Origin of the sequence: Pelobacter seleniigenes DSM 18267 (assembly GCF_000711225.1) — a bacterium.
Lineage (GTDB): Bacteria > Desulfobacterota > Desulfuromonadia > Desulfuromonadales > Geopsychrobacteraceae > Seleniibacterium > Seleniibacterium seleniigenes.
Genome location: NZ_JOMG01000002.1, coordinates 1,951,884 through 1,974,690 on the forward strand (window position 1 = coordinate 1,951,884; position 22,807 = coordinate 1,974,690).

General features: G+C 53.4%; 14 protein-coding genes and 3 tRNA genes. 11 read left to right on the forward strand and 6 right to left on the reverse strand.

The genetic code is table 11. The features are described 5' to 3' along the window. Nucleotides 1-198 precede the first annotated feature (198 nt). Nucleotides 199-1,473, forward strand: coding sequence for a serine--tRNA ligase (gene serS / locus N909_RS0111730; protein ID WP_029915274.1), 1,275 nt, complete (start codon nucleotides 199-201; stop codon nucleotides 1,471-1,473). A gap of 108 nt (nucleotides 1,474-1,581) precedes the next feature. Here the strand turns inward: serS and N909_RS24635 are convergent, their stop codons facing one another. After that, the gene (locus tag N909_RS24635; protein ID WP_051689718.1) at nucleotides 1,582-3,825 is read right to left on the reverse strand and encodes a methyl-accepting chemotaxis protein; all 2,244 of its coding nucleotides are present in this window, start codon (nucleotides 3,823-3,825) and stop codon (nucleotides 1,582-1,584) included. Nucleotides 3,826-4,401: 576 nt separating this feature from the next. On the opposite strand from N909_RS24635, the gene N909_RS0111740 reads away from it, so the two are divergent. From N909_RS0111740 to N909_RS0111750, 3 genes are all read left to right on the forward strand, one after another. Then, nucleotides 4,402-4,487 (forward strand) — tRNA-Ser (locus N909_RS0111740). A gap of 59 nt (nucleotides 4,488-4,546) precedes the next feature. Further along, nucleotides 4,547-4,636, forward strand: a tRNA-Ser gene (locus N909_RS0111745). A 98-nt stretch (nucleotides 4,637-4,734) separates the two neighbouring features. Further along, nucleotides 4,735-4,811: transfer RNA gene (locus tag N909_RS0111750), tRNA-Arg, on the forward strand. A 349-nt stretch (nucleotides 4,812-5,160) separates the two neighbouring features. Here the strand turns inward: N909_RS0111750 and N909_RS0111755 are convergent. Beyond that, complete coding sequence (locus N909_RS0111755; protein WP_051689719.1) at nucleotides 5,161-6,510, reverse strand: DUF3373 family protein; 1,350 nt, start codon at nucleotides 6,508-6,510, stop codon at nucleotides 5,161-5,163. 1,041 nt (nucleotides 6,511-7,551) lie between these two features. Between N909_RS0111755 and N909_RS0111765 the strand changes: the two genes are divergently transcribed. Further along, entirely contained in the window at nucleotides 7,552-11,391 is a 3,840-nt protein-coding gene (locus N909_RS0111765; protein ID WP_084167685.1) for an AfsR/SARP family transcriptional regulator, read from the forward strand. Nucleotides 11,392-11,488: 97 nt separating this feature from the next. Here the strand turns inward: N909_RS0111765 and N909_RS0111770 are convergent, their stop codons facing one another. After that, nucleotides 11,489-11,950, reverse strand: a complete 462-nt coding sequence (locus N909_RS0111770; protein WP_029915279.1) for a hypothetical protein — start codon at nucleotides 11,948-11,950, stop codon at nucleotides 11,489-11,491. A 244-nt stretch (nucleotides 11,951-12,194) separates the two neighbouring features. On the opposite strand from N909_RS0111770, the gene N909_RS0111775 reads away from it, so the two are divergent. Continuing rightward, complete coding sequence (locus N909_RS0111775) at nucleotides 12,195-14,309, forward strand: VTT domain-containing protein (RefSeq protein WP_029915280.1); 2,115 nt, start codon at nucleotides 12,195-12,197, stop codon at nucleotides 14,307-14,309. Next, nucleotides 14,306-15,019: an endonuclease/exonuclease/phosphatase family protein gene (locus tag N909_RS0111780; protein WP_029915282.1), complete on the forward strand. Its 714-nt coding sequence runs from the start codon at nucleotides 14,306-14,308 to the stop codon at nucleotides 15,017-15,019. Before N909_RS0111775 ends, N909_RS0111780 begins: the two co-directional genes overlap by 4 nt. Before the next feature lie 131 nt (nucleotides 15,020-15,150). Here the strand turns inward: N909_RS0111780 and N909_RS0111785 are convergent, their stop codons facing one another. From N909_RS0111785 to kduI, 3 genes are all read right to left on the reverse strand, one after another. After that, the gene (locus tag N909_RS0111785) at nucleotides 15,151-16,104 is read right to left on the reverse strand and encodes an aldo/keto reductase (RefSeq protein WP_029915284.1); all 954 of its coding nucleotides are present in this window, start codon (nucleotides 16,102-16,104) and stop codon (nucleotides 15,151-15,153) included. A gap of 86 nt (nucleotides 16,105-16,190) precedes the next feature. Beyond that, on the reverse strand, nucleotides 16,191-16,973 hold the full coding sequence (locus N909_RS0111790; RefSeq protein WP_029915286.1) for an IclR family transcriptional regulator: 783 nt from the start codon (nucleotides 16,971-16,973) through the stop codon (nucleotides 16,191-16,193). 291 nt (nucleotides 16,974-17,264) lie between these two features. Continuing rightward, nucleotides 17,265-18,095 carry a 5-dehydro-4-deoxy-D-glucuronate isomerase gene (gene kduI, locus N909_RS0111795; protein ID WP_029915288.1) on the reverse strand — a complete coding sequence of 277 codons (831 nt, stop codon included), beginning with the start codon at nucleotides 18,093-18,095 and terminating at the stop codon, nucleotides 17,265-17,267. A gap of 665 nt (nucleotides 18,096-18,760) precedes the next feature. Here kduI and allD point away from each other — a divergent pair. The 4 genes from allD (at nucleotide 18,761) to N909_RS0111815 (ending at nucleotide 22,684) form a co-directional block, all read left to right on the forward strand. After that, entirely contained in the window at nucleotides 18,761-19,789 is a 1,029-nt protein-coding gene (gene allD / locus N909_RS0111800; RefSeq protein WP_029915289.1) for an ureidoglycolate dehydrogenase, read from the forward strand. A 110-nt stretch (nucleotides 19,790-19,899) separates the two neighbouring features. Continuing rightward, nucleotides 19,900-20,394 (forward strand): TRAP transporter small permease, encoded by a 495-nt coding sequence (locus N909_RS0111805; RefSeq protein WP_084167687.1) that lies wholly within the window; start codon nucleotides 19,900-19,902, stop codon nucleotides 20,392-20,394. 13 nt (nucleotides 20,395-20,407) lie between these two features. Beyond that, nucleotides 20,408-21,694 carry a TRAP transporter large permease gene (locus tag N909_RS0111810; RefSeq protein WP_029915294.1) on the forward strand — a complete coding sequence of 429 codons (1,287 nt, stop codon included), beginning with the start codon at nucleotides 20,408-20,410 and terminating at the stop codon, nucleotides 21,692-21,694. Between the two features lie 15 nt (nucleotides 21,695-21,709). After that, complete coding sequence (locus N909_RS0111815) at nucleotides 21,710-22,684, forward strand: TRAP transporter substrate-binding protein (protein ID WP_029915296.1); 975 nt, start codon at nucleotides 21,710-21,712, stop codon at nucleotides 22,682-22,684. The last annotated feature ends 123 nt before the right edge of the window (nucleotides 22,685-22,807 follow it).

The following is a 22,807-nucleotide window of genomic DNA, read 5'->3' on the forward strand; positions in this document are numbered from 1 at the left end:
AGGTGAATTTTTCCCACGCCTAGCAGCTGACGCACATCATTCACTCTTGGGAATGATGTTGGCTTGCCTGCGAGTGACATCGTTTAATCCCTTTCTCTCCACGGTCTGGGAAAAGCCTGCAATCCTTGACCCTTGCGGGGAGAAGTGGTATCAATTTTCGTTTGAATTCATCAAATCCAGCGCATGGAGGAATAAATCATGCTCGATATCAGATATCTGCGGGAAAATTTTGATGCCGCAGCCAAGGCCTTGGCCAACCGTAGCGGCGCCATCGATTTGTCCGCTTTCAGCGGCCTGGACCAGCAACGGCGTGACTTGCTGACCGAAGCCGAGGCACTCAAGGCTGAAAAAAACAAGGTCTCGGCCCTGATCGGGAAGACCAAGGACAAAAGCCAGGTGCAGGATGAAATCGTCCGCATGAAAGAGGTCTCCTCGCGGATCAAGGAGTTGGATGATCAATTGCGGAACGTCGAGGAGCAACTCAATGAGCTGCTCATGGGCATTCCTAATATTCCCCATGAAGAGACCCCGGTCGGGCAGTCTGAAGAGGATAATGTCGAGATTCGCTGCTGGGGTGAAAAGCCAACCTTCACCTTTTCTCCAAAAGCACACTGGGATATAGGAGAAGACCTCGGGATTCTCGATTTCGAGCGGGCCGGCAAGCTCTCCGGTGCCCGTTTTGCCTTGTATTTCGGAGCCGGCGCCCGGCTGGAGCGAGCATTGATCAACTTCATGCTCGATCTGCACACCGGCGAACACGGCTATACGGAAACCCTGCCGCCGTTCCTGGTCAATCGGGCTTCCATGACCGGAACCGGCCAACTGCCCAAATTTGAAAGTGATTTGTTCCACACCGAGGAGGTCGATCTGTTTCTGATCCCGACTGCAGAGGTGCCGGTGACCAATATTCATCGGGATGAAATCCTCCAGGAAAAAGACCTTCCCCTGGCCTACACCGCCTATACGCCCTGCTTTCGTAAAGAAGCCGGGTCACACGGCCGGGATACTCGCGGTCTGATTCGCCAGCATCAGTTCAATAAGGTCGAGCTGGTCAAATTTACCCGCCCGGAAGAGTCGGACGCCGAACTGGAAAAATTGCTCAACAATGCCGAGAGAGTCCTGCAACTGCTCAAACTGCCATACCGGGTGGTTGACCTGTGTACCGGGGATATCGGTTTCTCTGCCGCGCGGACTTTTGATATCGAGGTTTGGCTGCCCGGGCAGGAGTGTTATCGGGAGATTTCTTCCTGCTCCAATTTCCGTGATTTCCAGGCCCGGCGGGCGGCGATCCGCTTCAAACGGGAAGGCGGCAAGAAGGCGGAACTGGTCCATACCCTGAACGGCTCGGGGCTGGCGGTTGGACGGACATTGCTGGCCGTGCTTGAAAACTATCAGCAGGAAGACGGTTCCGTGGTGGTTCCGGAAGTCCTGCGGCCGTATATGGGCGGGCTGGAAAAAATCACCAAACGTTGATTCGACGCCGACCCGCAACTGTGTGGGGCAGGGCAGGAAGCAAACAAAAACCCCGGCAAGGGAATCTCCCTTGCCGGGGTTTTTTAACTGTGCAGGCTGGTTCCCTGCTCAGTCCAGGGCGATTTGCCTGGTCGCTTTTTCGATAACGAAACGTTGCAGCATTTCGCGCAAATGAACCGCCTGGCCCGAAAGCTCCTCCGCTGCTGCGGCACTCTCTTCCGCGCTGGCTGTATTTTGCTGGGTGACTTGATCGATCTGGGCCAGTCCGCTGGTGACCTGGCTGATCCCCTGGGCCTGCTCATTGGACGCAGCGGCAATTTCTTCAAGCAGGTCATTGACCTGGTTGGTACCGGTCATGATGTCCTTCAATGCTGTTGCCGTTTGATGGGCCAGTTGGTTCCCCTTGTTGGTCAGAGCGACCGATCCCTCGATGAGCTCGGCGGTTTCCCGGGCTGCTTTGGCGCTGCGGGCGGCCAGGTTACGGACCTCTTCAGCAACCACGGCAAAACCTTTGCCATGCTGGCCGGCCCGGGCCGCTTCGACTGCGGCATTGAGGGCCAGCAGGTTGGTCTGGAAGGCAATTTCGTCAATGACCTTGATAATCTTACTGATGTCCTGACCAGCCTGTTTAATCTCCTCCATGGCGCGAACCATATCGGCCATTTGCCGGTCGCCGTTTTCCGCGGCCAGTTTCGATTCGCCCGACAACTTATTGGCGCTGGTCGCGTTTTCCGCGTTGGTACGGACCTGACCAGCCATCAGGTTCATGGACGCCGTCACCTCCTCCAGTGAGCTGGCGGATTCCGTAGCCCCTTGGGACAACGCCTGGCTACTGTCAGAAACCTGGGTTGAACCGCTGGCGATCTGTTCTGCGGCGGATTGAATGCCACCGACCATGGCCCGTAGCTCGACCAGCATGTTCTTAAGTGCATGGCCGAGCTGATCGTTGGGTGAAGCGAGGCTGACTTCGGCAGTCAGGTCTCCTTGAGCAATGGCTTCCGCCAACTCACTGCGACCCTGCAGGTTTTTGGCCATGCCGACCAGGACCGAGCCGAGTTCGCTGATTTCGTCGCGGGCCCCGTAGATTTTGCATTCTTTACAGTCGGCGATTTTTCCATTGAGAATCTGCGGGCAATCAGGAGCGGGGTTGAAGCTTCCAGATTCGACCCAGCAATAGGATTCGCGGCCATAGCTGCGGCAGTCTTTTTTTCCGCAATTGGTCAGTTTTGAGCAATTCACTGCACGACCCATGGGTAGATTCTGATTGCGCGTATCACCTTTGCTATACTGCGCAATGGCGGCAAAAGCACGGTGCAACGGATTGGTGATACTGCGGGAAATCAGCCAGGAAGCAGCAATCCCAAGCAGAATAGATATCAGCAGGCCGACTTTTAGAGTTGTATTTGCAGAACCCAATAATGAAACGGCTTGCCGGGTCATGGTTTTGGTCTGTTCAATGCCGCTGAGGGAACCGGCCCTGGCTTCAGAGACAATCTTATTGCCGATGTCCGCCCGCTTTTTCGTCCCGGCGATATTCTGTTTCCAGTATTTCAAATAGACACCGGTTAATCTTTGGTAATCCTGGGCCGCGGTCAATGTTTCCTGCAGCATGGCTTTGACCTGCGGGTCGTTGGCTGTGTTCGCCAGGTTGCTAACCAGTTTTTCGATCGTCTTGAATTCGTTTTGTTTGTCCTCAATCAATTGTGGGTTCCGTTCGACGAGGGTCCGTAAAATAGCGACCCTGACGGCAGTTCCAGCCGTGATCACATCATCAATAATAGCGATATCTCCAATGTAACGTTGTAGCTGGTCTGTTGCGGCGCCGTTTGCCATCACTTGATTGGCATTTTCCCACTGCTGAGAACGGTAAGCCAGGCTGTTTTTCATGAATGTTCCAGCGGCTTTGGTGAGCTGCTTTCTGGTCGCCTCGATTGCCGCCGTGTTTTCTTGCGCTTCGACAACCAGCCTTTCAAAATCGATCAGCTGTTTTTCACTGTTGGCAATACTGTCAGTCAGGTGGCTGAGCTTTTGGGAATGAGCGACTACCTGGGCAGCATGTTCCAGAGCGCTGTGCAGATCCTTGATGGAATTGTGAGCAGCTGTGATATCGGTCTCATTGGCGCTATAAGAATAGTCGAGCATAGCGGTGGTGGTTTGGAGCGCACTGCGTTCGACTTGGTTGGCAGATTCGACCAAGGGGACATATTCCTGGTCGAGCTGGTTGGATTGATGGGAAACTTTCTGCATGTTGCTGATCGCCAGATAGCCCATGGCGCACATCAGCAAAAGGAGCAGGCCGAAGCCCGAACCGATTTTTTTTCCTAGCTTGAGACTTTTGAATGACAGTTGCATTGTTGGATACCCTCCAGGTGGTAGTAGTGAAGTGATATTGACAGGCACCTACCCATGTAGAATGCAAGCAATCGAATAATTTTATCGAGGGGACCTCCCATGGATAAATGAGATGTTGAACCGGGCATAGCCATCTTCCGGATGCCCGAAGAAAAAAACCAAAGTATGTGGGGAGCGATAAACTTTACTTAAGGTTTGTTGAATCTAATTATTGAAATTAAATCTTGTTATTCTTAAAGTCAAGGTTTTTTAATGTTTGGGAAGGGTAAAAAATGTATCGAACTCAACGAGCTTAATGTGAGCTGCTTGATAACAATTTTTCTCTTCCTTCTTGGAATATTTACAATAGGTTGAGCTATTTCGGGGGGAATGGTTTTCCGTGCTTGTTTTAATCCTGCAGGTCGTGTTATGCATACAGGCTCTCTGTCCGGACAAGTCTAAACAAAGAGGTTTTGCGGGGAGAGTGCAAAGCAAGCAATGCGATAGAAAAAACTTGTGCTTTGGTCTTGCATTTTGCCAAGTTTTTGGTTACATTCCCCAAGTTTTTCGATAAGCTTATTTATTGTCGAAGGCTACGGAGGAGTGGCCGAGTGGCTTAAGGCGGCGGTCTTGAAAACCGTTGAACGAAAGTTCCGTGGGTTCGAATCCTACCTCCTCCGCCACTTGACAAAGACAAAAAAAAGCTGACGCAAGTCAGAAAAAAACTTAATATACAAGTTGCGGAGAGGTGACCGAGAGGCCGATGGTACGCGCCTGCTAAGCGTGGGTACGGGTAACCGTACCGAGGGTTCGAATCCCTCCCTCTCCGCCATTTTTATTCAGCCCGATTGTCGTTCTCGCATGGGCAGTGTCACCAGAAAAAGGTTGACAAATTTTCCCGCGTGAGCGATAAAGCTGCTCTTTCAATATGCGCCACTAGCTCAGCTGGATAGAGCGTCTGACTACGGATCAGAAGGCCGGGAGTTCGAATCTCTCGTGGCGCGCCACTTAAAAACAAGGCCTTAGCTCTCTTGGGAGCTAAGGTCTTTGTCGTTTCTTGATACTCCGAGGTCCTCTCGGGATCCTATGAATTATTCTAACGTATTTCTACCCACTAACCGGAGTAAGGCCCTGACGGCTAGCGAGAAGAGCAACGTTCCTGTGGTTGGCGGCACGGTGGAGGCGCCGTAGGACATTGTGCTGAGTTTCGGGCGTTCAGCAACCTTTAGTCAAAGCCAAGGCCTTGCCGAGAACGGCGGCCGCCGTTTCGCTGGCGTGTTCGAGGGCCTTCTGTGTCAGGTGGGTGTACGCTGCTTGTGTGCCCCGGACGTCACTGCACCTAGATCAGTGTCAACTTCAAAAGGTTAATATAATTTTTGCGTATGCATCCCAGGCAGTATCAACGACGGGCAGTAAAGAATATTCTGCGCCGTCCTCAATGTCGCTGATTTTCTTCGGCTTTCCGACCGGGGAACCGCTGCCAGAATACTCATAGTCGTAGTAAATGGCGCCGATTTTTATAGATGCGGCTTGGCTAACATTGAGAATGTAATAGGCTTCGCCAACATGACCACGAGTGGCGAGTTTATTGCCAAGGACGTCATCCTGAATTCGGTTGATCGGAGTCCAGTACTTGGAGCCATAGTTGTATTCCAGTCCGAATTTTCCCATCGGTGCGGGTATTTGCATACCAACGTAAACGCCATAGCCTTCTTGGTGATCGTTGTTTTCAGAATAAGCTGGAGACATGATTATCTCGCTGCCGTCTTCTGAAAGAGTCACCTGAAAAACAGCATCGCTTCCCATACCTCCAAACATTCCAGCCTTACCGTTCGGACGTAGTTGGGTCATCGCGATCGAACCGAACAGAACGAAACCACTCTCAAACTCGTGAGAGACGTTGAGGTCAATTAGAATAATGTCTCCAATGGTAGTCGTTGGAACGTAGCGAGTAGCGAAGTTGAAAGTGGGGAACTTCTCCGTATCTTGAGCGAACAACGTTGCGTACTGAGTAGGAAAGGCAGAGGTGCCATTAAAACCATCGTTAATATCGTGGGCCCTGAAAAAGCTAGCCAAAATCAAGGTTTTGTCGTCATGATAAAGGTCAAAGCTAATCCCGGCAAGTTTAGCACCTTCAAGGTTTTTGTCCGTAGCACGTGTCCCATTCCCCCACTCCTCTTCAATTCCCAAACCGTAACATAGCCGAACATTCATCCCCTTGATATCAGTTAGAGGTTCCAAAAAATATCCGATTGTCGCACCATCAACATTGAAATCGCTGGGGGTCCTATATGGAGTACCAGAATAGATGCCATCATTGGAGACTACCATTGCTTGCCCATAAAAAAAAGGTCTCCGCCCTATCGAATAATTAAAGTTGCTGTCTAGAATATTCCACCATTTAAAATGTAATCTCTCTAAACGCAAAGTATCAAAATTTGTTTTATCAAATGTTTGATCCAACTCACCCATATATTTGTACCCATACAACTGACCGCCAAACACCATGTTGTTGTCTGACTTTACTTCCATGCCTAATCGCAACTGCGAACTATACTCAATATTTTCATAGTCATCTGAATTTACCGATACAACCGAAGTAATGAGTTCACCACCAAGAGAAAATTTATCGGAATCAAAACCAGCAAATGAAAAATTTGGAAGTATAAACAAACCGCATAAAATCAATATTGCAAACTTTTTCATTATTCCCTCAAAATGGCAGCTAAGAAAAAATCAACTTTTACAGACGGATTTTATTTATTTCATGTCGCATCCACCTCTGATTGCTAGATATAACCGATCTACTACGAGATAGTTTTTACCTCACTCGGTTCTTACTACCAAATCGTTAGGCGGAAATTTTGACTCTGTCGAAATTTTGTGTTCCTGATTGCCGGCCACCTCTTCATGGAAAAATATATTAGGCGCCGTTTCACCTATACCTTTTCCATCGGAACGGTTGCTCAGCCGGCTAATAATGAAGTGCCTAGCACGATTGCCACAAGTACATATTCCATTGCATTTGCTTTTTTAATTCTAAGCAAGATTGTTCTGTTGATTGATATTTAGAAGTGACGGCTCACGATAAACTTTCCCCAATTGCTAGGGGCGCCTATTTAGTGTCCTGTGCGGTTAGTTCTATAGTCTAATTCTGGCCATTTTTACTGCTGTTTACGGTCTGCCTTCTCGGCTTGGCTTTGGCCAGGCCTGCGGCGGCACGCCTTGGCAGCAGTAAAAATGACTCAGAATTTATACCGACAACTCACCGCACAGGACACTAGCATTCTCTGCAACCTTCAAAACCAAGTAGGTCTAGTGGTTTTGCGTCTTCGAATTGCTCTGGGTTTGCCTTTTTAATTGTTGACTACTGTACAGACACCATCTGACGGATTTCTGATAAGCAGCAGGTTATATCAAAATATGTAGTTTGGCTACGGCGGTGGTATTTTTATCGTTGACCACCAAAACAGAAACCGCCATTCCTCCTTAAGGGGTTGTACCATAAAGGTTCCATAGAGGTTGCAGTGTCGGGTTCGATGCTCAGTTGGCTCCGCTAACTCGTTGGTTTGTCACATTTTCGTTATCACTCTCTGATTCTGAGCTGTCATCTATTGGGTTTTGTGGGAAAATCGGGCTCCCTGTTCTCCTTGCAGCTACGGAATAAAGCTTTTCTTTCTGTAGTTACTTTGTTAGGGTTTCGTAATGAATTGACACCTCTCTGATGCCTGACAGAGTTTTTACCCGATGAAACCTGCAACCAAGCAATATTCTTTTCGTTTTTTGGGATCCGTTACGGTAGAGAGTGATGGGCGGCGGCTGGAGGCGACATTGCCGCAGAAGGGGCTGGCATTGTTGGCCTATCTGGCGACAACCCCGGGGGTGCCGCAGGCGCGGCGCAAGCTGGCCGATTTCTTCTGGCCGGAACTGTCCGAAGAGGCCGGGCGAAACAACCTCAGGCAGGTTCTGCTGGGGTTGAAGAGGACTTTGGGAGCGGCTGCTGAACCTCCCTGCCTGATCACGACCCGTAATGAAGTCTGCTATCAGGCTGTTGGACACTGCTCCTCGGATCTTGCCGATTTTTTGCTTGAAATCCCTGCCTGTCAGACCTTTGCCAATAACGAGGACTGTGCTGTTTGCCTGCCCGCCCTGCAAGCCAAGGCCGATCTCTACCGCGGTGCTTTCTTGGAAAACCTCATGCTGGAGGGCAGTCCGGAGTTTGACAGCTGGCTGCAGATTCAGCGAGAAAGACTGGAGCAGCGGGCGCTGTTTATGCTGGAACGGATTGCTTCCTGCCATGAAAATCAGGGTCGACTGGATGATGCGCTGGCGGTGGCGGAGCGTTTTGCGGAACTGGCCCCCTGGAGCGACGAAGGCATACGCAGGGTCATCCGCCTGGCGGCATTGACCGGACAGCGCGGGTTTGCCCTGAACCGGTATCAGGCGTTCTGTCGAACCCTGAAAGCAGAACTTGGCGTGCAGCCGGAAAGCAAAACACGGCAGTTGGCACAGAATATTCAGAACGGCGAGCTGCTCCCCTATCTTGCCCCTGCGGCTCCGCCGCTTGAAAGTGCTGCTGAACTCCCTTCACAAAGTCTCGAACGACGGCAGGTCACCATCTGTTATTGCCGCTTGCTGCCGCTGCAGGCAGGAGATCCGGATGAAGAATATGAACTGCTGAAAATACCCCTGCAGCGCTGTAAAGAGGTTCTCCAGCGCAGCGGCGCATATCTGCTCGAAAACATGAGCGGTGCCGGCGTGCTGGCTTATTTCGGGTTTCCGCAGGCCCGGGAAAATATGGCTGCGCTGGCGGTCAATGCCTCGTTACACCTGAAAAATCTTGATTTGGCTGGGGTGAGGTTGCAGATCGCTATCCATAGTGGGCTGGTGCTGAGCGCCATGGATAAGTTGCAGCCGGATGTGATCGGCAGGATAACCGGGCGGGTGCTGGAGTTGGCCAATCTGGCGGCGAACAAAGATATTCTTATCAGCCGCACGGTTTATGAACGGGTGCAGAATTTTTTTGAGTGTCGCGAGGTGGCAACTCGTCCGGTTCCGGAGGAACCGATTGCTGAGCCCTGCTATCTGATTGTCGGGGCCGCTTTCAGTGAGAGCCATCTTGACCGGTTGGCCGGAATGCCCCCGCTGGTTGGGCGCGAGCAGGAACTGGCCAAGCTGAAAGAGTGCTGGGCTGCCGTGACCAAAGGGGCGGGAAAAGCGCTGCTCGTGCAAGGCGAGCCGGGGATCGGTAAATCCCGATTGCTCAGCAGTTTCAGGGAAATTTTGCCGGCAACGGGCTGTCTGATCTTGGATTTGAGGTGTTCCTTTGAATTCAGTCAATCTCCGTTCCAACCGGTTATCAATCTTCTTAAACGCAGCCTCGGTTTCCAATCGGGCGCTGATCCGGCGGCTCGTTCGGCAAAGCTGGCTGATGCGATCTCGTTGTTGTACCCCGATGACAGCGGCCAGATTTTGAGTGCGGCGGCCGAGTTGTTGGCTGTGCCGGTGAACGGCCGGAACCTGGCCTCGGGGGTCACCGTGCCACAACGACGGCAGTTGACTTTGACCCTGCTGCTGGAGTTGCTGGCGAAGCTGGCCAGCCAGCGCTCGGTGCTGGTCGTTGTCGAGGATCTCCATTGGAGTGACCCCTCAACCCTGGAGCTCGTGGAACTGCTGCTGGAACAGGGGGTTCCCAATGGGCTCTGTTTGCTGCTCACAGCCCGGCCGGAGTTTGCTCCACCCTGGCAACCCGCAACCGTCGCTAGTGTCCGCCTCGGACCATTGTCGAACCAGGACATCGCCGCCATTGTCACCGCAGTGGGGCCGGATACCGGACTGTCATTGCGGCAACAGATCGTTGCCCGCGCTGATGGTGTTCCGCTGTTTGCCGAGGAGCTGAGCCGGTTGCCGACGGGCTTTGCTGAGGGGGATGCCCCTGCGGTGCCGGCCAGCCTGCATGACCTGCTGGCAACCAGACTGGATCGCCTGGGTCAGGATAAACGGTTGGCTCAGCTGGCCGCCACAATCGGCAGGGAATTTTCCCCTCAATTGGTTGCGAAACTAACTCTTTTGGAAGAGGAAGAAACCATCGCGGCTCTGTTGCGGTTGAAGCAGGTTGGGCTGGTTGCTATTCTTACGGCCGATCGCTGGCAGTTCCGCCATGCTCTGTTTCGCGATGCGGCCTATCTGTCGCAGACCCGCGGCGATCGGGAGGCCGCCCACCGGCAAATCGCGGAGATTCTTACCGCCGACTATCCGGAGATCGGCAGCAGCCAGCCGGAATTGCTGGCTTACCACTGGACCAGCGCCGGCGCGTTTGAGCCGGCCATCAACAGTTGGTTGCAAGCGGGGCTGCAGGCTCAGTCGCACAGTGCTCACCAGGAAGCGGTCAGGCATTTTAATGCCGGGCTTGCTTTGCTGACGCGGTTGGAGCCGGCTCAACAAAGCCTGCACCGGGAATGGCAATTCCTGGTCGGTCTGGGGGCATCGGCCTATGCCACGGAAGGCTATGCGTCCCCCCAGGGCGCGGCCGCCTATCTGCGCGCGGTCGAGTTGGGCGAGCAGAAGGAATTTCCGGAGCAGAGTTTTCCGGCGCTGTGGGGGCTGTGGGCCGGGGCCAGTTCCCATGCCAACTGGGGGCATTCCCTGCATCTGGCCAAGCGGCTGGTCAAAATCGTCCAAAACGGGAAAGACCCGCTGGCCCGCCAACAGGGCTACTTTGCCCTGGGGAATGTCCAGTTCTGGCGCGGTGAATTCCTGGAATCGCGGCGCTGCCTGGAAAAATCGCTTCGGGAGTATCTGCCTGAACGGCATATGGAACTGGAAAGCAGTTACGGCGAAAACGCCTTTGCCACTGGCAACGGCTATCTGTCCTGGAACCTCTGTGTACTCGGGTTTCCCCGGCAGGCGCTGGCCGCCGGACAACAGGCCGTGGCCGAAGCCGAGCGCTGTGGTCATCCTTTCAGCCTTGGCTATGCCCTGACCTTCTTGACTGTTCTACAGCGGATGCGCCGGCAGCCCCGGTTGACCCTGGAATTGGCGGAGCGGACCATTGCCCTGGCCCAAAAGCATGATTTCCCATTATGGCTGGTGGGAGCAACCGTAGAAAAAGGCTGGGCCAAGACCATGCTGGGGCAGCTCGACGGACTAACGGAGATGCAGTGGAGTCTGGACCAGGTTGCTTCGCTGATGAGTGGAATCTCGGTGATCTTCCTCGAAACCCAGGTGGACAGTTTGCGTTGTGCGGGGCAGACGGAGAAAGCGTTAACGGTCATTGAGCGGGCTTTTGAGCTGATTGAGCAGCTGGACGATCATCATGCCGAAGCGGAACTGTATCGGCATAAAGGCCTCTGTTTGCAGCGGTTGTCCGCCGGCAATGCTGAACCAGCCGAGGCCTGTCTGCGGCAGGCGCTGCAGATCAGCCGCAGGCAGGCTGCCCTGCTCTACGAACTGCGTGCAGCAATAGCGCTGAACCGGCTGCTGAACCGGCAGGGCCGGGGTGAAGAAGGGCGCCGACTGCTGACTGATGTCCGCCGGCGCTTGAATTTGACCTGTGCGTCTCCCCATCTTTTGCCTGCGGTGGTTTGATCTTTTGGGCAAGCAGAGTGGTCACTTGATAGCCGCTTGAAAAGTCGCCTGCTGAGCCCGGGCCTGAAAAGCCCGGGGATATATTTTCACCAACTGGTTAAGCCCACCAGACCGAATAACTGCCGCTGTAGCTGATTTTTTTCAGTGCGGTGGTTTCTTTACGTTCTTCATCCAGCTGAATGAATTCGACTTTGAGCTGGAGCAATTGAGGGCCGTCGATCCGCGCCCAGATGTTTTTTATCCGTTCCATGGCGCCGTAGTGACGGGAATCCGTTTTGCGGCCGAGATCCTGCCTGCTTTTGACAATTTTGAATTCCAGACACTCCGGATCGATACGCTGAATCTCACCTTTGATGGATTTGGCCAGGATCGGTTGTGGGTCGAGTCCGAAAATCTGGGCGATTCGACAGATGTCTTCTCCGGCCAGGGAATAGCCAATACCTTCATACTCTTTAAACTCGCGCCAGCCAAGCACGTCACTGCTGTGCTCCGGGGAAAGACACACGCCACTGTCATGGAGTTCGACCAATTCAACCGGCTTGAATTCTTGTGAAGGCATAACATCTCCTTGGAAAGGGGGTTATAGTTGGGGAAGATAAAAAATATTCACATCCTGATTTTGAGCAGTCCTGGCTGATGGCAAGTGTTTATGCAATTTGGTATATATATTTATAATCGGATAAAATATACAAGAAAAGGGATAAATTGATTATTAGCAGAAAGATGTCGTGTTTTTGGGATTTTTCTTTCAAAAACAGCAAATTTTTCGGCGTAAACTTTTTCCCAGGAGGTTTTGGCGGGCAATGATTTCAGTTGAAGGAGAACTGAGCGGGCAACTTTATGACGCCGATAGACTGGCGTTTTTAATTGATGGTGAGGCTTATTATCGGGCTGTTGCAGAAGCCTGCCAGGCCGCACAGCGTTCCATCTATATCCTTGGCTGGGATGTCGACAGCCGCATTCGGCTGCGCCGGGGCGAGAGCGCTGACGAGGAGCCCTTTGGTGCATTTATCGATCGCCTGGCCAGAACGAAACCGCAGCTGAATGTTTATATCCTGGAATGGGATTTTTCCATGCTCTATTCCTTGGAGCGTGAAGCCTGGACCATGCTGAGCTTCGGCTGGATGACCCACGAGCGGGTCTGTTTTGCCCTTGATGACAATCATCCGGTCGGGGCGTCTCATCATCAGAAAATTGTGGTGGTGGACGATCTGGTTGCGTTTACCGGCGGTTTTGACTTGGCGAGTTTTCGCTGGGACACTTCGGAGCACCGACCGGAGCATCCGCAGCGGGTTGATAATGGCACCGCTTACGGCCCGGTCCACGATGTGCAGGTCGCGGTGAGCGGGCCGGCGGCAAAGGCCCTCGGCGACATTGCCCGGCAACGCTGGGAGCGGGCGACCGGCGACCGGTTGGCGCCACCCGAGTCGGTTGCCGGCGACCCCTGGCCAGCGTCGGTCAGTGCCGATCTGGAACAAATTCCCCTGGCCATTCTCCGCACTGAGCCGGAACATGACGGGGCAGTCGAAGTGCGTGAGATTGAACAGTTCTATTTGACTTCGATCGCCGCGGCCAAGACGCAGATCTACATCGAAAATCAGTATTTTTCGTCCCATGTGATCGGCCAGGCCCTGGCTGAGTCCTTGCAACACGAAAACGGTCCGAAAATCCTGTTGGTGCTACCGAAAAAGTGCCCCGGTTGGCTGGAAGAGGAGACCATGGGCTTGCTTCGCAACAGGCTGTTGACGCGTTTGCAGGACGCCGACAGTCATGGCCGGCTGCGGGTCTGCTATCCCGACCGGCGGCAGCTGGACCCCGAGGTTATTATTGTCCACAGTAAGCTGATGATCGTGGACGATGCACTTATGACCGTCGGCTCGGCGAATATCAGCAACCGTTCCATGGGGTTCGATACGGAGTGCAATATCGCCCTGGACGGCAGGGAGAATGCCAAGATCGCGGCGGGCATTAGCGCTTTTCACCAACGGCTGCTCGCTGAACATTTGGGGACGGACTGTGCCACGGTCGCCGCGGCGCGGCAGCGCGACGGTTCGCTGAGTGCCTTGTTGGCGCTACCCGGTGACGGCGTCCGCACCCTGAAAAAACTGGAACCCGCAGGCAGCAATTCGACGTTGGCGACATTGCCGGCCGACCTGATTGCCGATCCGGAACAGCCGATCGGGTTTGATTCCCTGTTGGTTCATCTGGGCTGGGCCGAAAACGGGGCAAAAGATAACGGTGATGTGCGTCGGAAAGCCCGTCTATTCATGGCGGTCATCCTGCTGGCTCTGCTTCTGGCGGTGCTGTGGCGCTGGTCGCCGGTCGGACACTGGCTCAGCGTCGACAGTCTGGTTGCCGCGGCGCAGTATGTCCAGCAGAGCTCGCTGGCCATCCCGATTGTCTTGGGCCTGTATCTGCTGGGCAGTTGCCTGATGGTGCCGGTCAACCTGCTGATTCTGGCCACGGCATTGAGCTTCGGGCCTTACCTCGGATTCGGCCTCGCCCTCTCCGGCAGTCTGGTCGGCGGGATGGCGAGTTATTTTCTCGGTCATTGGCTGGGGGGCAACGCGGTGCGCAAGCTGGCCGGAAAAAAATTGAACCGGCTCAGTCGCAAACTGGCCCAAAAAGGCTGGCTGGCGGTTGCTCTGGTGCGGGTTGTGCCCATCGCTCCTTATACGGTGGTTAACATGGTGGCTGGCGCCAGTCATATTTCCGCCCGCTCCTTTTTGCTCGGTACGGCCATCGGGATGTGCCCGGGTATTCTGGCGATCATGATTTTCGAGGAGGGGTTGCAGCGGGCTCTGGCGGAATGGAGCTGGGGCAGCCTGATTCCGGTCGGTTTGGCAGTGCTGTTTGGCGGGCTGGTTTTTTATGGCGGCCGGCGCCTGTTGCTGCAGCGGGAGGCTCAGCGGAAATGATCGAACAGGCATTGCGGCTGGCGACCTGGAATATTCATATGGGGATCGGCCGGGATGGTACGCGCGACCTGCAACGCACGGCAGGGGTCATCTCGCGAATGAAGGTCGATCTGATCGGTTTGCAGGAGGTGGACAATCACTCTCGTGCAGCGGGCGACGACCTTGATCTGCTGGGATCATTGACCGGTTTTACGGTGATTCCCGGACCGACCATGTTGAAAGAAACAGGGGATTACGGCAACGCCCTGCTCACCAAGCTGCCGCTTCTCGATGTCCGGCGCTATGATATCAGTTATCGGGATTATGAACCGCGTGGTCTGCTGCTGGCCGACCTCGACTGGCAGGGAGAACGGGTGCGCGCAGCAGTGACCCACCTCGGCCTGCGGCCAGCGGAGCGGCGCTATCAGGTTAAAAAGGTGATAACCCATTTGTCCGGATCGGAAACCACACCATTGTTCCTCATGGGCGATTTCAATGAGTGGTTGTTGTGGGGGCGGCCGCTACGTTGGCTGCAACGGCATTTCGGCCGGCTGCGCTCACCGGCCACCTTCCCGGCACGCTGGCCGTTGCTCTGTCTGGATCAGATTCTGGCCGAACCGCGGCACCGGTTGCATGCCAAGCAGGTCTGCCGTGATTCCCAGGCCGCGCTGGCCTCGGATCATTTACCGCTGCAGGCCTGTTTTGCGCGGGGCGCAAAACGGTCTGTTTGAATTGCCGGGTGGGGATTGGCAAAGGCCCGCCCCGGGCGCTTTTTATCGGCAAAAGCGTTTCGGGCCGGGCCTTTTGTGCAGGAAAGAGAGCCGCCGGCAGGTTGTTCTCCTACCGCCAGCCAGGGTGTGAGCTATTTTTCCCAGAGCGACTCCCAGCTGTATGCGCTGCCGGGGAGGGTCCAGGCGTTGCCGGTGTAGTAGCGCCGGTTGCGGTCGAGCTTGGCGATGCGCGCCATGTCGTCCTGGGTCAATACCACTTGCGGGGCGGCCAGGTTCTGCTTGAGGCGTTCCGGATTGACTGATTTGGGGATGACGATGGCACCCATGTCCATGGCCCAGCGGATCAGTACCTGGGCTGGCGATACCTGGTGTTTTTCCGCAATCTCAATAATTGTCGGTTCTTTCATCAGGACCGGCTCGTCGGCTTCCTTGATCCGGGCCGGTCGGTCCGGTGAACCCAGGGGCGAGTACGCGGTCAGCAGGATGCCGTTTTCCTTACAGAACGCGAACAGTTCCGGTTGCTGCAGGTAGGGGTGGATTTCGACCTGATTGATTTCCGGTTTCAGGGTGGCTTTGGTGAGCAGATCCTGCAGTTTCGGGATATTGAAGTTGGAGACGCCCAGATGGCGGCAAAGACCGGCCTCAACCAGTTTTTCCATAGCCTGCCAAGTGCTGGCGAGAGGGATCTCGTCCAGGGAAATCAGATCTTCGGCGGCAGCGGGGAACGACAGTCCCTTTTTAATGGCGACCGGCCAGTGGATGAGGTAGAGGTCAAGGTAATCCAGCTGCAGATTTTTGAGGGTGGTCTCCAGGGCCGGGCGGACATCTTCCGGGGCGTGAGCATTGTTCCACAGCTTGGAGGTGATCCACATCTCTTCGCGGCTGACAATCCCTTCTGCAAAGGCCTCGCTCAGGGCCTTGCCGACCTCCGCTTCATTACCGTAAATATGCGCACAGTCGATATGCCGGTAGCCGAGCCGAATGGCTTCTTTGACCGCGCCGTAGACTTCGTTGGGGGCTGATTTCCAGGTGCCGAGGCCTAGCGCGGGAATGCGATCGCCGTTTGTAAATTCAAGTGCTTCCATGCATTGTCCTCCATGGGGAAGTGGATCGGATTGAGCGCGATCCAGGTGGTGACTTCAGGATAAAGGCAGTGTTTTCGGTCCGGTGTTCAGGAGGCGGCCAGCTGTCTGATCTTGTTTTTTGTACAGCCCATTTTTACGGAAATGGTCGCGGCCGCTTTGACAATCAGTTTAGCATAATTCTTCCAGGTCAATTCCGGATTGACCTGGATATCCCAGACAACGCTGATCGCGGCAATAACCCGGTCGCGATAATCGAAGATCGGCGCACCGATACAGCGGGTGCCGATTTCTCGTTCTTCATCGTCCATGGCCCAACCGCGTTCGCGGGTCTGCCTGATTTCCGCCATCAGCGCATCGATGGTAGGCAGGGTTTTGGCGGTCAAGCGGGGCAGGTTCCGCTCCGGATAGAGTTCTTCAATCTCCCGGTCGCTGCAGCCGGAGAGCATGGCCTTGCCCAGGGAGGTTGCATAAAGGGGAAGACGTTTGCCGATGATGGTGTAGCGACGCAGGCTGTTGTAGGCTTCGGCTTTGTCGATGTAGACCACCTCGGTCCCATCCATGATCGCCAGAAACACCGTCTGTCCGGTCGCTCTTGCCAGTTCATTGAGAAACGGGCTGGCTTCGGTCTTCAATTCCAGGCTGTTCAGGTAGAGGCTGGCCAACTCGACAAAGCCCAGCCCCAGTTTATAATTGCCGGACTCGGCTTCCTGTTCGACATAGCCGCGGTTGCGCAGGGACGCCAGTAACCGGTGGACCGTGCTTTTATGCAGGTCCAGACGGCGACCGATTTCGGTCATGGGGATGCTGCGGGATTCCCTGGAAAGAAGCTCGATGATATCGAACGCACGGTCAATGGATTGAACGCTCATATCTGGTTACCCTTTACTTTGATCTAACGCTGTTTGTGTATGACCGACAAGAATCTCATCTGGGGTTTCTCTTGTCAACCGCGGTTCGCTGGCCGTTATTCCCGTCTGGAAAAGGCTTTTCCTGCTTCGGTCGTTTAAAATTACCCCCAATTTCGGAGCGCTGGTCGTATCGCTTGAACAGAAGGCTGGTTTTCCTGCCCGTTTCAGGCAAGCAGGTTGCTGAGTTCATGCCGTTTCTTGAGGGGCCATGTACCGCCCGGCACAAGCGCAAACCGTCCCGGGCCGTTCAGATCAGCGCAAGTCTTTCATGGCCACATGGTCCATGTCATCAAACAGCTGGTTTTCTCCGGCCATACCCCAGATAAAAGTATAATTGGCGGTGCCGACCCCGGAATGGATCGACCAGGAAGGGGAGATGACCGCTTCTTCATTGCGCATGATAACATGACGGGTTTCATCGGGCGGACCCATCAGATGAAATACGGCCTGTTCGGCGTTCATTTCAAAATAGAAGTAGGCCTCCATGCGCCGTTCATGGGTGTGGGTCGGCATGGTATTCCAGACGCTGCCGGTCTCCAGTGAGGTCATGCCCATGACCAGTTGGCAGCTTTTGATACCAGCGGGGTGAATATATTTGCGAATTGTTCTGCGGTTGCCGGTGGCCGCCTCGCCCAACTGAACCGGGCTTGCATCGGCAAACCGGGCCAGGGTGGTGGGGTAGGTGGCGTGAGCGGGAACCGAGTTGAAGTAGAACTTAGCGGGTTGTTCGGCTGAAGTGCTGGCGAAGACAATCTCCTTGGCTCCCATGCCGATATAGAGACCGTCTTTGGGAGCAATGGCGAACTTTTCCCCATCTACGGAAATAACGCCTGGGCCGCCGACGTTGATGACCCCCAGCTCTCTGCGCTGCAGGAAAAAGTCGCTGCCGATGATTTTTTGATCAACCTCCAGGGGCAGGGGGGTGATCGGGCAGGCGCCGCCGATAATCAGCCGGTCATTGAAGCTGTAGACCAGTTTGAGCTGGTCGGGCAGGAACAGATTTTTGACAAGAAAGTGCTCGCGTAGCGTTGCCGTGTCCATTGTCTTGGCCTGTTCCGGATGGACCGCGTATCTGATCTCCATAATGATGAATCCTCCTGCTGAAAGATGAAGCTGATGATCAATAAGAGCCGCAGGGTGTGCCCGGCCGGTTTGCGCTTCGCACAATGGTCATGGGTACAAGGCTGCGGCAGTCATTGCCCGGTTGAAGTGTGTCATGGCCCTGAATCAGTGGAGCCTCTTCCGCAATATGAACACATTTTTTTAATATTTGGCAACCAGTTTTATATTATGAAACTTTTGGTATGGTGATTGTCAAGAAAAACCGTTGCAAGTGGAAGCGTTTAAAAATCAGGATATTGGCGAGCGGAAAGATTCCATATCATTCAAAATTTACTGTGTATAGAATCTATTGAAATGGCGGGCTCCTCAAGCCAGTCGTGAAATGGAATTAGAGGTTGACAAAAATGCGCAACATAGTTTTATATTGCGGAACATATGGCTTATCAAAATAAACCTGATTCCTGAGCCGGGATTGGCTTGAATCTTCACCCTGTTGTCATCCGGAAACTTCAGTTGACAACTCACCAGGCGAACGGACCGTTTTGGGTTGTAGTAAGGAAATCAAGGGCTTGTGCGGAGGCTTCGTTACGCCGTAGAGGCAAGTCCGCCGATTGACGCTGCTGCAACGGAAAAGAGCCGTTTCCGGACGAAAACCAGATTGCCCCGTCGGCAAAAGGATATGTGTGATGGCTGAATCGAATAAGGAAGTTTACGTCAAAGCAGAAGAACTCCTTTCCCTGGTGTCGACAAAGTTGGCTAATGCTGGTCTGAACAGGAAACATGCCGAGTTGACGGCGGATGTTCTGGTCAATGCTGATTTACGAGGTGTCCATTCGCACGGCGTTATTCGCACAGAACATTATGTGCGCAGGCTGAAAGCCGGTAGCCTGAATGGCAACCCTGATTTTAAATTCAAAACCTTGCGCAGCGGTTGCGGGCTTTTTGATGCTGACGACGGCATGGGACATGTGGCCACCAACGAGGCAATGACCTATGCCATCAATATGGCGAAGGAGTCAGGTATCGCCATGGTTGGTGTTGAGAACAGCAGTCATTGCGGGGCATTGTCTTATTTTGTCACCCAGGCGATCGAAAACAGGATGATCGGTATCGCCATCGTTCAGACCGACAAATGTGTCAATCCTTTTGGTGGCGCCCAGCCTTTTTTTGGCACCAACCCTATCGCCTTTGGCTTCCCCTGTGAAAAAAATCCTCCGGTCATTCTGGATATGGCGACGAGTAACGTCGCCTATGGTAAAGTTCTGCATGCCCGAGAAAAGAACGTCTCTATTCCCGAGACGTGGGGGCTCGACCAGGACGGTGCGCCGACGACCGACCCACATCTGGTGCGTGGACTGACCCCTCTTGGAGGCTACAAAGGGTATGGCATCGGCATGGTCGTGGATGTCCTCACCGGCATCTTGCTTGGGGCTCAGTTCGGCCCTCACATTGCGGCGATGTATGACGGATATGAACAGAAACGAAAACTGGCAAGTACGGTGATCGCGATTGATCCTGCCACATATATATCGGCAGATCACTTTATGAGCCAGATGGATGCCATGGTTGATCAGCTTCATGCTCAACCGACCGGACCCGGGTTTGAAAAAGTCCTCGTCCCGGGAGATATCGAGCTGGCACTTGAAGAACGCTACCGGAAAGATGGCGTCCCTGTTGTTGGCAGTATATATCAGTATCTGAAAGGAGATCAGTAGGCACTGAACACATAGTCATTATCTCTGACCAGAGATTTGCATTGTCAATGTCGTAATAAAGGCTCATGGATTTCAAGATGGAATAGAGCAGAATAAAGGAGTTGTATGAGATGCAAAATGTTGTAGCAATGTGGGACAGACTTAATGGGATGATTAAATGGGTGGAAAAATGGGCTCTGATTATCCTGTTTGTCGGAATGCTTTTATGTGGAGGCCTGCAGATATTCGCGCGGTTTATCCTTCATGCGCCGATTTCCTGGTCGGAAGAGTTGCTGACCTATGCGTTTGTCTGGTCCAGCTTTCTTGGTGCCAGCCTTGCCGTAGATCAGCTGGCTCATTTCAATGTTGATATTTTTATCCATCATTTCCCGCCGAAATTTGCCAAGATTGTTCTTTACCTCGTCTGGTTGACGATGCTCTGGTTTACCGCCTTTCTGACTTATAAAGGCACTATTCTCGCTCAGCTTAATATTGTTCAGACCATGGATGTCCTGCCCCTCTCAATGGTATGGGCGTATGCGTCAATACCGGTCTCTGCAGCGTTTATGTTTGTTCATACTGCGGATAAGGTTTTGACCGGCTCATTCCAGCCTGTCAGCGAATAAGGGAGGATGATCAATGGCGACAACATTATTCTTATTTTTTGTGATCTTTCTGATTGTTCAGATGCCAGTGTCTTTTTGCCTGGTTATCTCAACGGTGCTGGCCATGTTTATCGCCAGCGATATCGATTCCATTGCGATCATTCTGAAGCTGTTCCGTTCTTGTGGTAACTATCATTTGATTGCCATTCCCTTCTTTATCCTGGCCGGCGGTTTTATGGAGTCAGGCGGGATTTCGCGCCGCCTGGTGACCTTCTCATCCGCACTGATCGGCCATGTTCGTGGCGGCCTTGCCAATACCAGTGTCGCGGCGGCGATGTTCTTTGCCGGGTTGTCCGGGGCCGCCGCCGCAGATACCGCAGCGGTCGGCAGCCTGTTGATTCCGGCCATGAAGCGCAAAGGCTATGGCTCGGATATGGCGACCTCGGTTATGGCGACTGCCGGCTCTATCGGGATCATTATCCCGCCATCGATTCCAATGATTATTCTTGGGGTGACTGCCGGGGTTTCCATCGGCGGACTGTTCATGGGCGGGGTTATCCCGGGCATCCTCATGGGCGGTGGCCTGATGATCGTTAATTACATTTACTGCAAGGTGCGCAAAATCGAGCCCGAAGAGCGGGTTTCCTTCAAGGAGCTGGTGCGTTCCTGCATGGATTCGATTCTGGCTATTCTGACCGTGGTTATCATTGTCGGCGGGATTGTCGGCGGGATGTTTACCGCGACGGAAGCGTCGGTCGTTGCCGCTCTTTACTCCTTTGTCGTCGGCTTCTTTATCTATAAAGAACTGAGCTTCAAAGATCTGCCCGGAATTTTTGTGAAATCGGCAGTTACTACTGGCGTGGTGGTCTTCACCGTGGCCGCTGCTTCAGGTTTCGGCTGGATTCTGACCGCTGAAAACATCCCGACCGAGATCGCATCATTTGTTGTCGGCCTGTCTGACTCCAAGTGGGTTATCATGCTGATGCTGAATGCGCTGTTCCTGGTTATGGGGACCTTTCTTGACCCTTCAGCAATCATCATCATTCTGGTGCCGATTGTCTGGCCGATCGTCATGAAAATAGGTATTGAGCCGATCCACTTTGGTGTGGCGATGATCGTCAATATGGCGATCGGACAGTGTACTCCGCCTGTCGGTATTGCTCTGTTTGTGGCATCGGGAATCTCCGGAATAACTTTAAACCAGGTCATGGGTTGTTACTGGAAGTACCTGTTGGCCATGGTTGTTGTACTGCTGCTCGTTATCTTCTTTCCGTTTTTCTCCACATGGATACCAACCATGCTGGGCTACATCCAACCCTGATAAGGAGGCTTGACCATGAAAAGATTGATTGTGTTGACCGTTCTGCTTTTGATGGTAGCAAGTACCGGCTTTGCTGCGCCGATCGTACTGCGTGCTACCAACACCCTTGGCGAAGATCATCCGATGACCATGGCTCTGCGCTATATGAGCACAGAAATTGCCAAAAGAACCAATGGTGAAGTCAAACTCGATGTCTATCCCAACAGCCAGTTGGGCGGCAACAAGGAAATGGTTGAAGGCGTTGTTTTGGGGACCATCGATATCGCCCAGCAGTTTGCCGGGACTTTCTCCTCTTATGTGCCTGAAATGGACATCCTCGCTCTGCCTTTCCTGTTCAAGTCAGAGGACGCCCTGTTTGATTCTCTGCAAGGAGAAGCTGGTGACATCCTGGCCAAGTCCCTGGAGAAAAAAGGGTTCATTCCGTTGACCTACTTCTACGGCGGCGCCCGGAGCTTCATTAATAACGTGCGTCCGATCAACACTCCGGAAGACCTCAAAGGCCTGAAAATCCGCGTTATCGGTGTTAAAACCGTTATCGAAGCCATTAACGCTCTTGGTGCTATCGCCACCCCGATGAGCCAATCCGAAGTTTACTCGGCACTGCAGCAGGGCGTTCTGGACGGCTGGGAAAACAGCCCGGTGACCCTGTACTCCCTCAAATTGTATGAGCAGTCCAAATACTTCTCCTACTCCAAACACCTGATGACTCCTGACCTGGTCGCTTTGAGCAAAGTCACCGCCAAGAAGCTGGGTGAGAAAAACCTTGCTATCCTGAAGGAAGTTGCTCGGGATGCCAGCAAGCTGGAGCGCAAGCTCTGGGCTGAAAACGAAGGTAAGATGGTCAAGGAAATGACTGATAAAGGATGGTGTCAGTTCAATGATATCGCCGATCTCACTCCTTTTATTGAAAAGACCAAATACCTGCAGGATGAATACGAAGCAAAATACCACAATGGTTTGATCAAGATGATTCTGAGTAACCAGAAGTAAGACCTTGAATATGTCGATCGATATAAGCGGTTGACGACTTGTTCTGCCCAGGGGGCCGCTGAATTACGGCGGCTCCCTGTTTTTTCATCCCCAATTTGGCCAGCTGGACGGCTGTCAATACTG

Bases quoted from the DNA above. Each gene is read 5' to 3' on its own strand.
- serS (WP_029915274.1), top strand. From the start codon at position 199: ATGCTCGATATCAGATATCTGCGGGAAAATTTTGATGCCGCAGCCAAG.
- N909_RS24635 (WP_051689718.1), bottom strand. From the start codon at position 3,825: ATGCAACTGTCATTCAAAAGTCTCAAGCTAGGAAAAAAAATCGGTTCG.
- N909_RS0111755 (WP_051689719.1), bottom strand. From the start codon at position 6,510: ATGAAAAAGTTTGCAATATTGATTTTATGCGGTTTGTTTATACTTCCA.
- N909_RS0111765 (WP_084167685.1), top strand. From the start codon at position 7,552: ATGAAACCTGCAACCAAGCAATATTCTTTTCGTTTTTTGGGATCCGTT.
- N909_RS0111770 (WP_029915279.1), bottom strand. From the start codon at position 11,950: ATGCCTTCACAAGAATTCAAGCCGGTTGAATTGGTCGAACTCCATGAC.
- N909_RS0111775 (WP_029915280.1), top strand. From the start codon at position 12,195: ATGATTTCAGTTGAAGGAGAACTGAGCGGGCAACTTTATGACGCCGAT.
- N909_RS0111780 (WP_029915282.1), top strand. From the start codon at position 14,306: ATGATCGAACAGGCATTGCGGCTGGCGACCTGGAATATTCATATGGGG.
- N909_RS0111785 (WP_029915284.1), bottom strand. From the start codon at position 16,104: ATGGAAGCACTTGAATTTACAAACGGCGATCGCATTCCCGCGCTAGGC.
- N909_RS0111790 (WP_029915286.1), bottom strand. From the start codon at position 16,973: ATGAGCGTTCAATCCATTGACCGTGCGTTCGATATCATCGAGCTTCTT.
- kduI (WP_029915288.1), bottom strand. From the start codon at position 18,095: ATGGAGATCAGATACGCGGTCCATCCGGAACAGGCCAAGACAATGGAC.
- allD (WP_029915289.1), top strand. From the start codon at position 18,761: ATGGCTGAATCGAATAAGGAAGTTTACGTCAAAGCAGAAGAACTCCTT.
- N909_RS0111805 (WP_084167687.1), top strand. From the start codon at position 19,900: ATGCAAAATGTTGTAGCAATGTGGGACAGACTTAATGGGATGATTAAA.
- N909_RS0111810 (WP_029915294.1), top strand. From the start codon at position 20,408: ATGGCGACAACATTATTCTTATTTTTTGTGATCTTTCTGATTGTTCAG.
- N909_RS0111815 (WP_029915296.1), top strand. From the start codon at position 21,710: ATGAAAAGATTGATTGTGTTGACCGTTCTGCTTTTGATGGTAGCAAGT.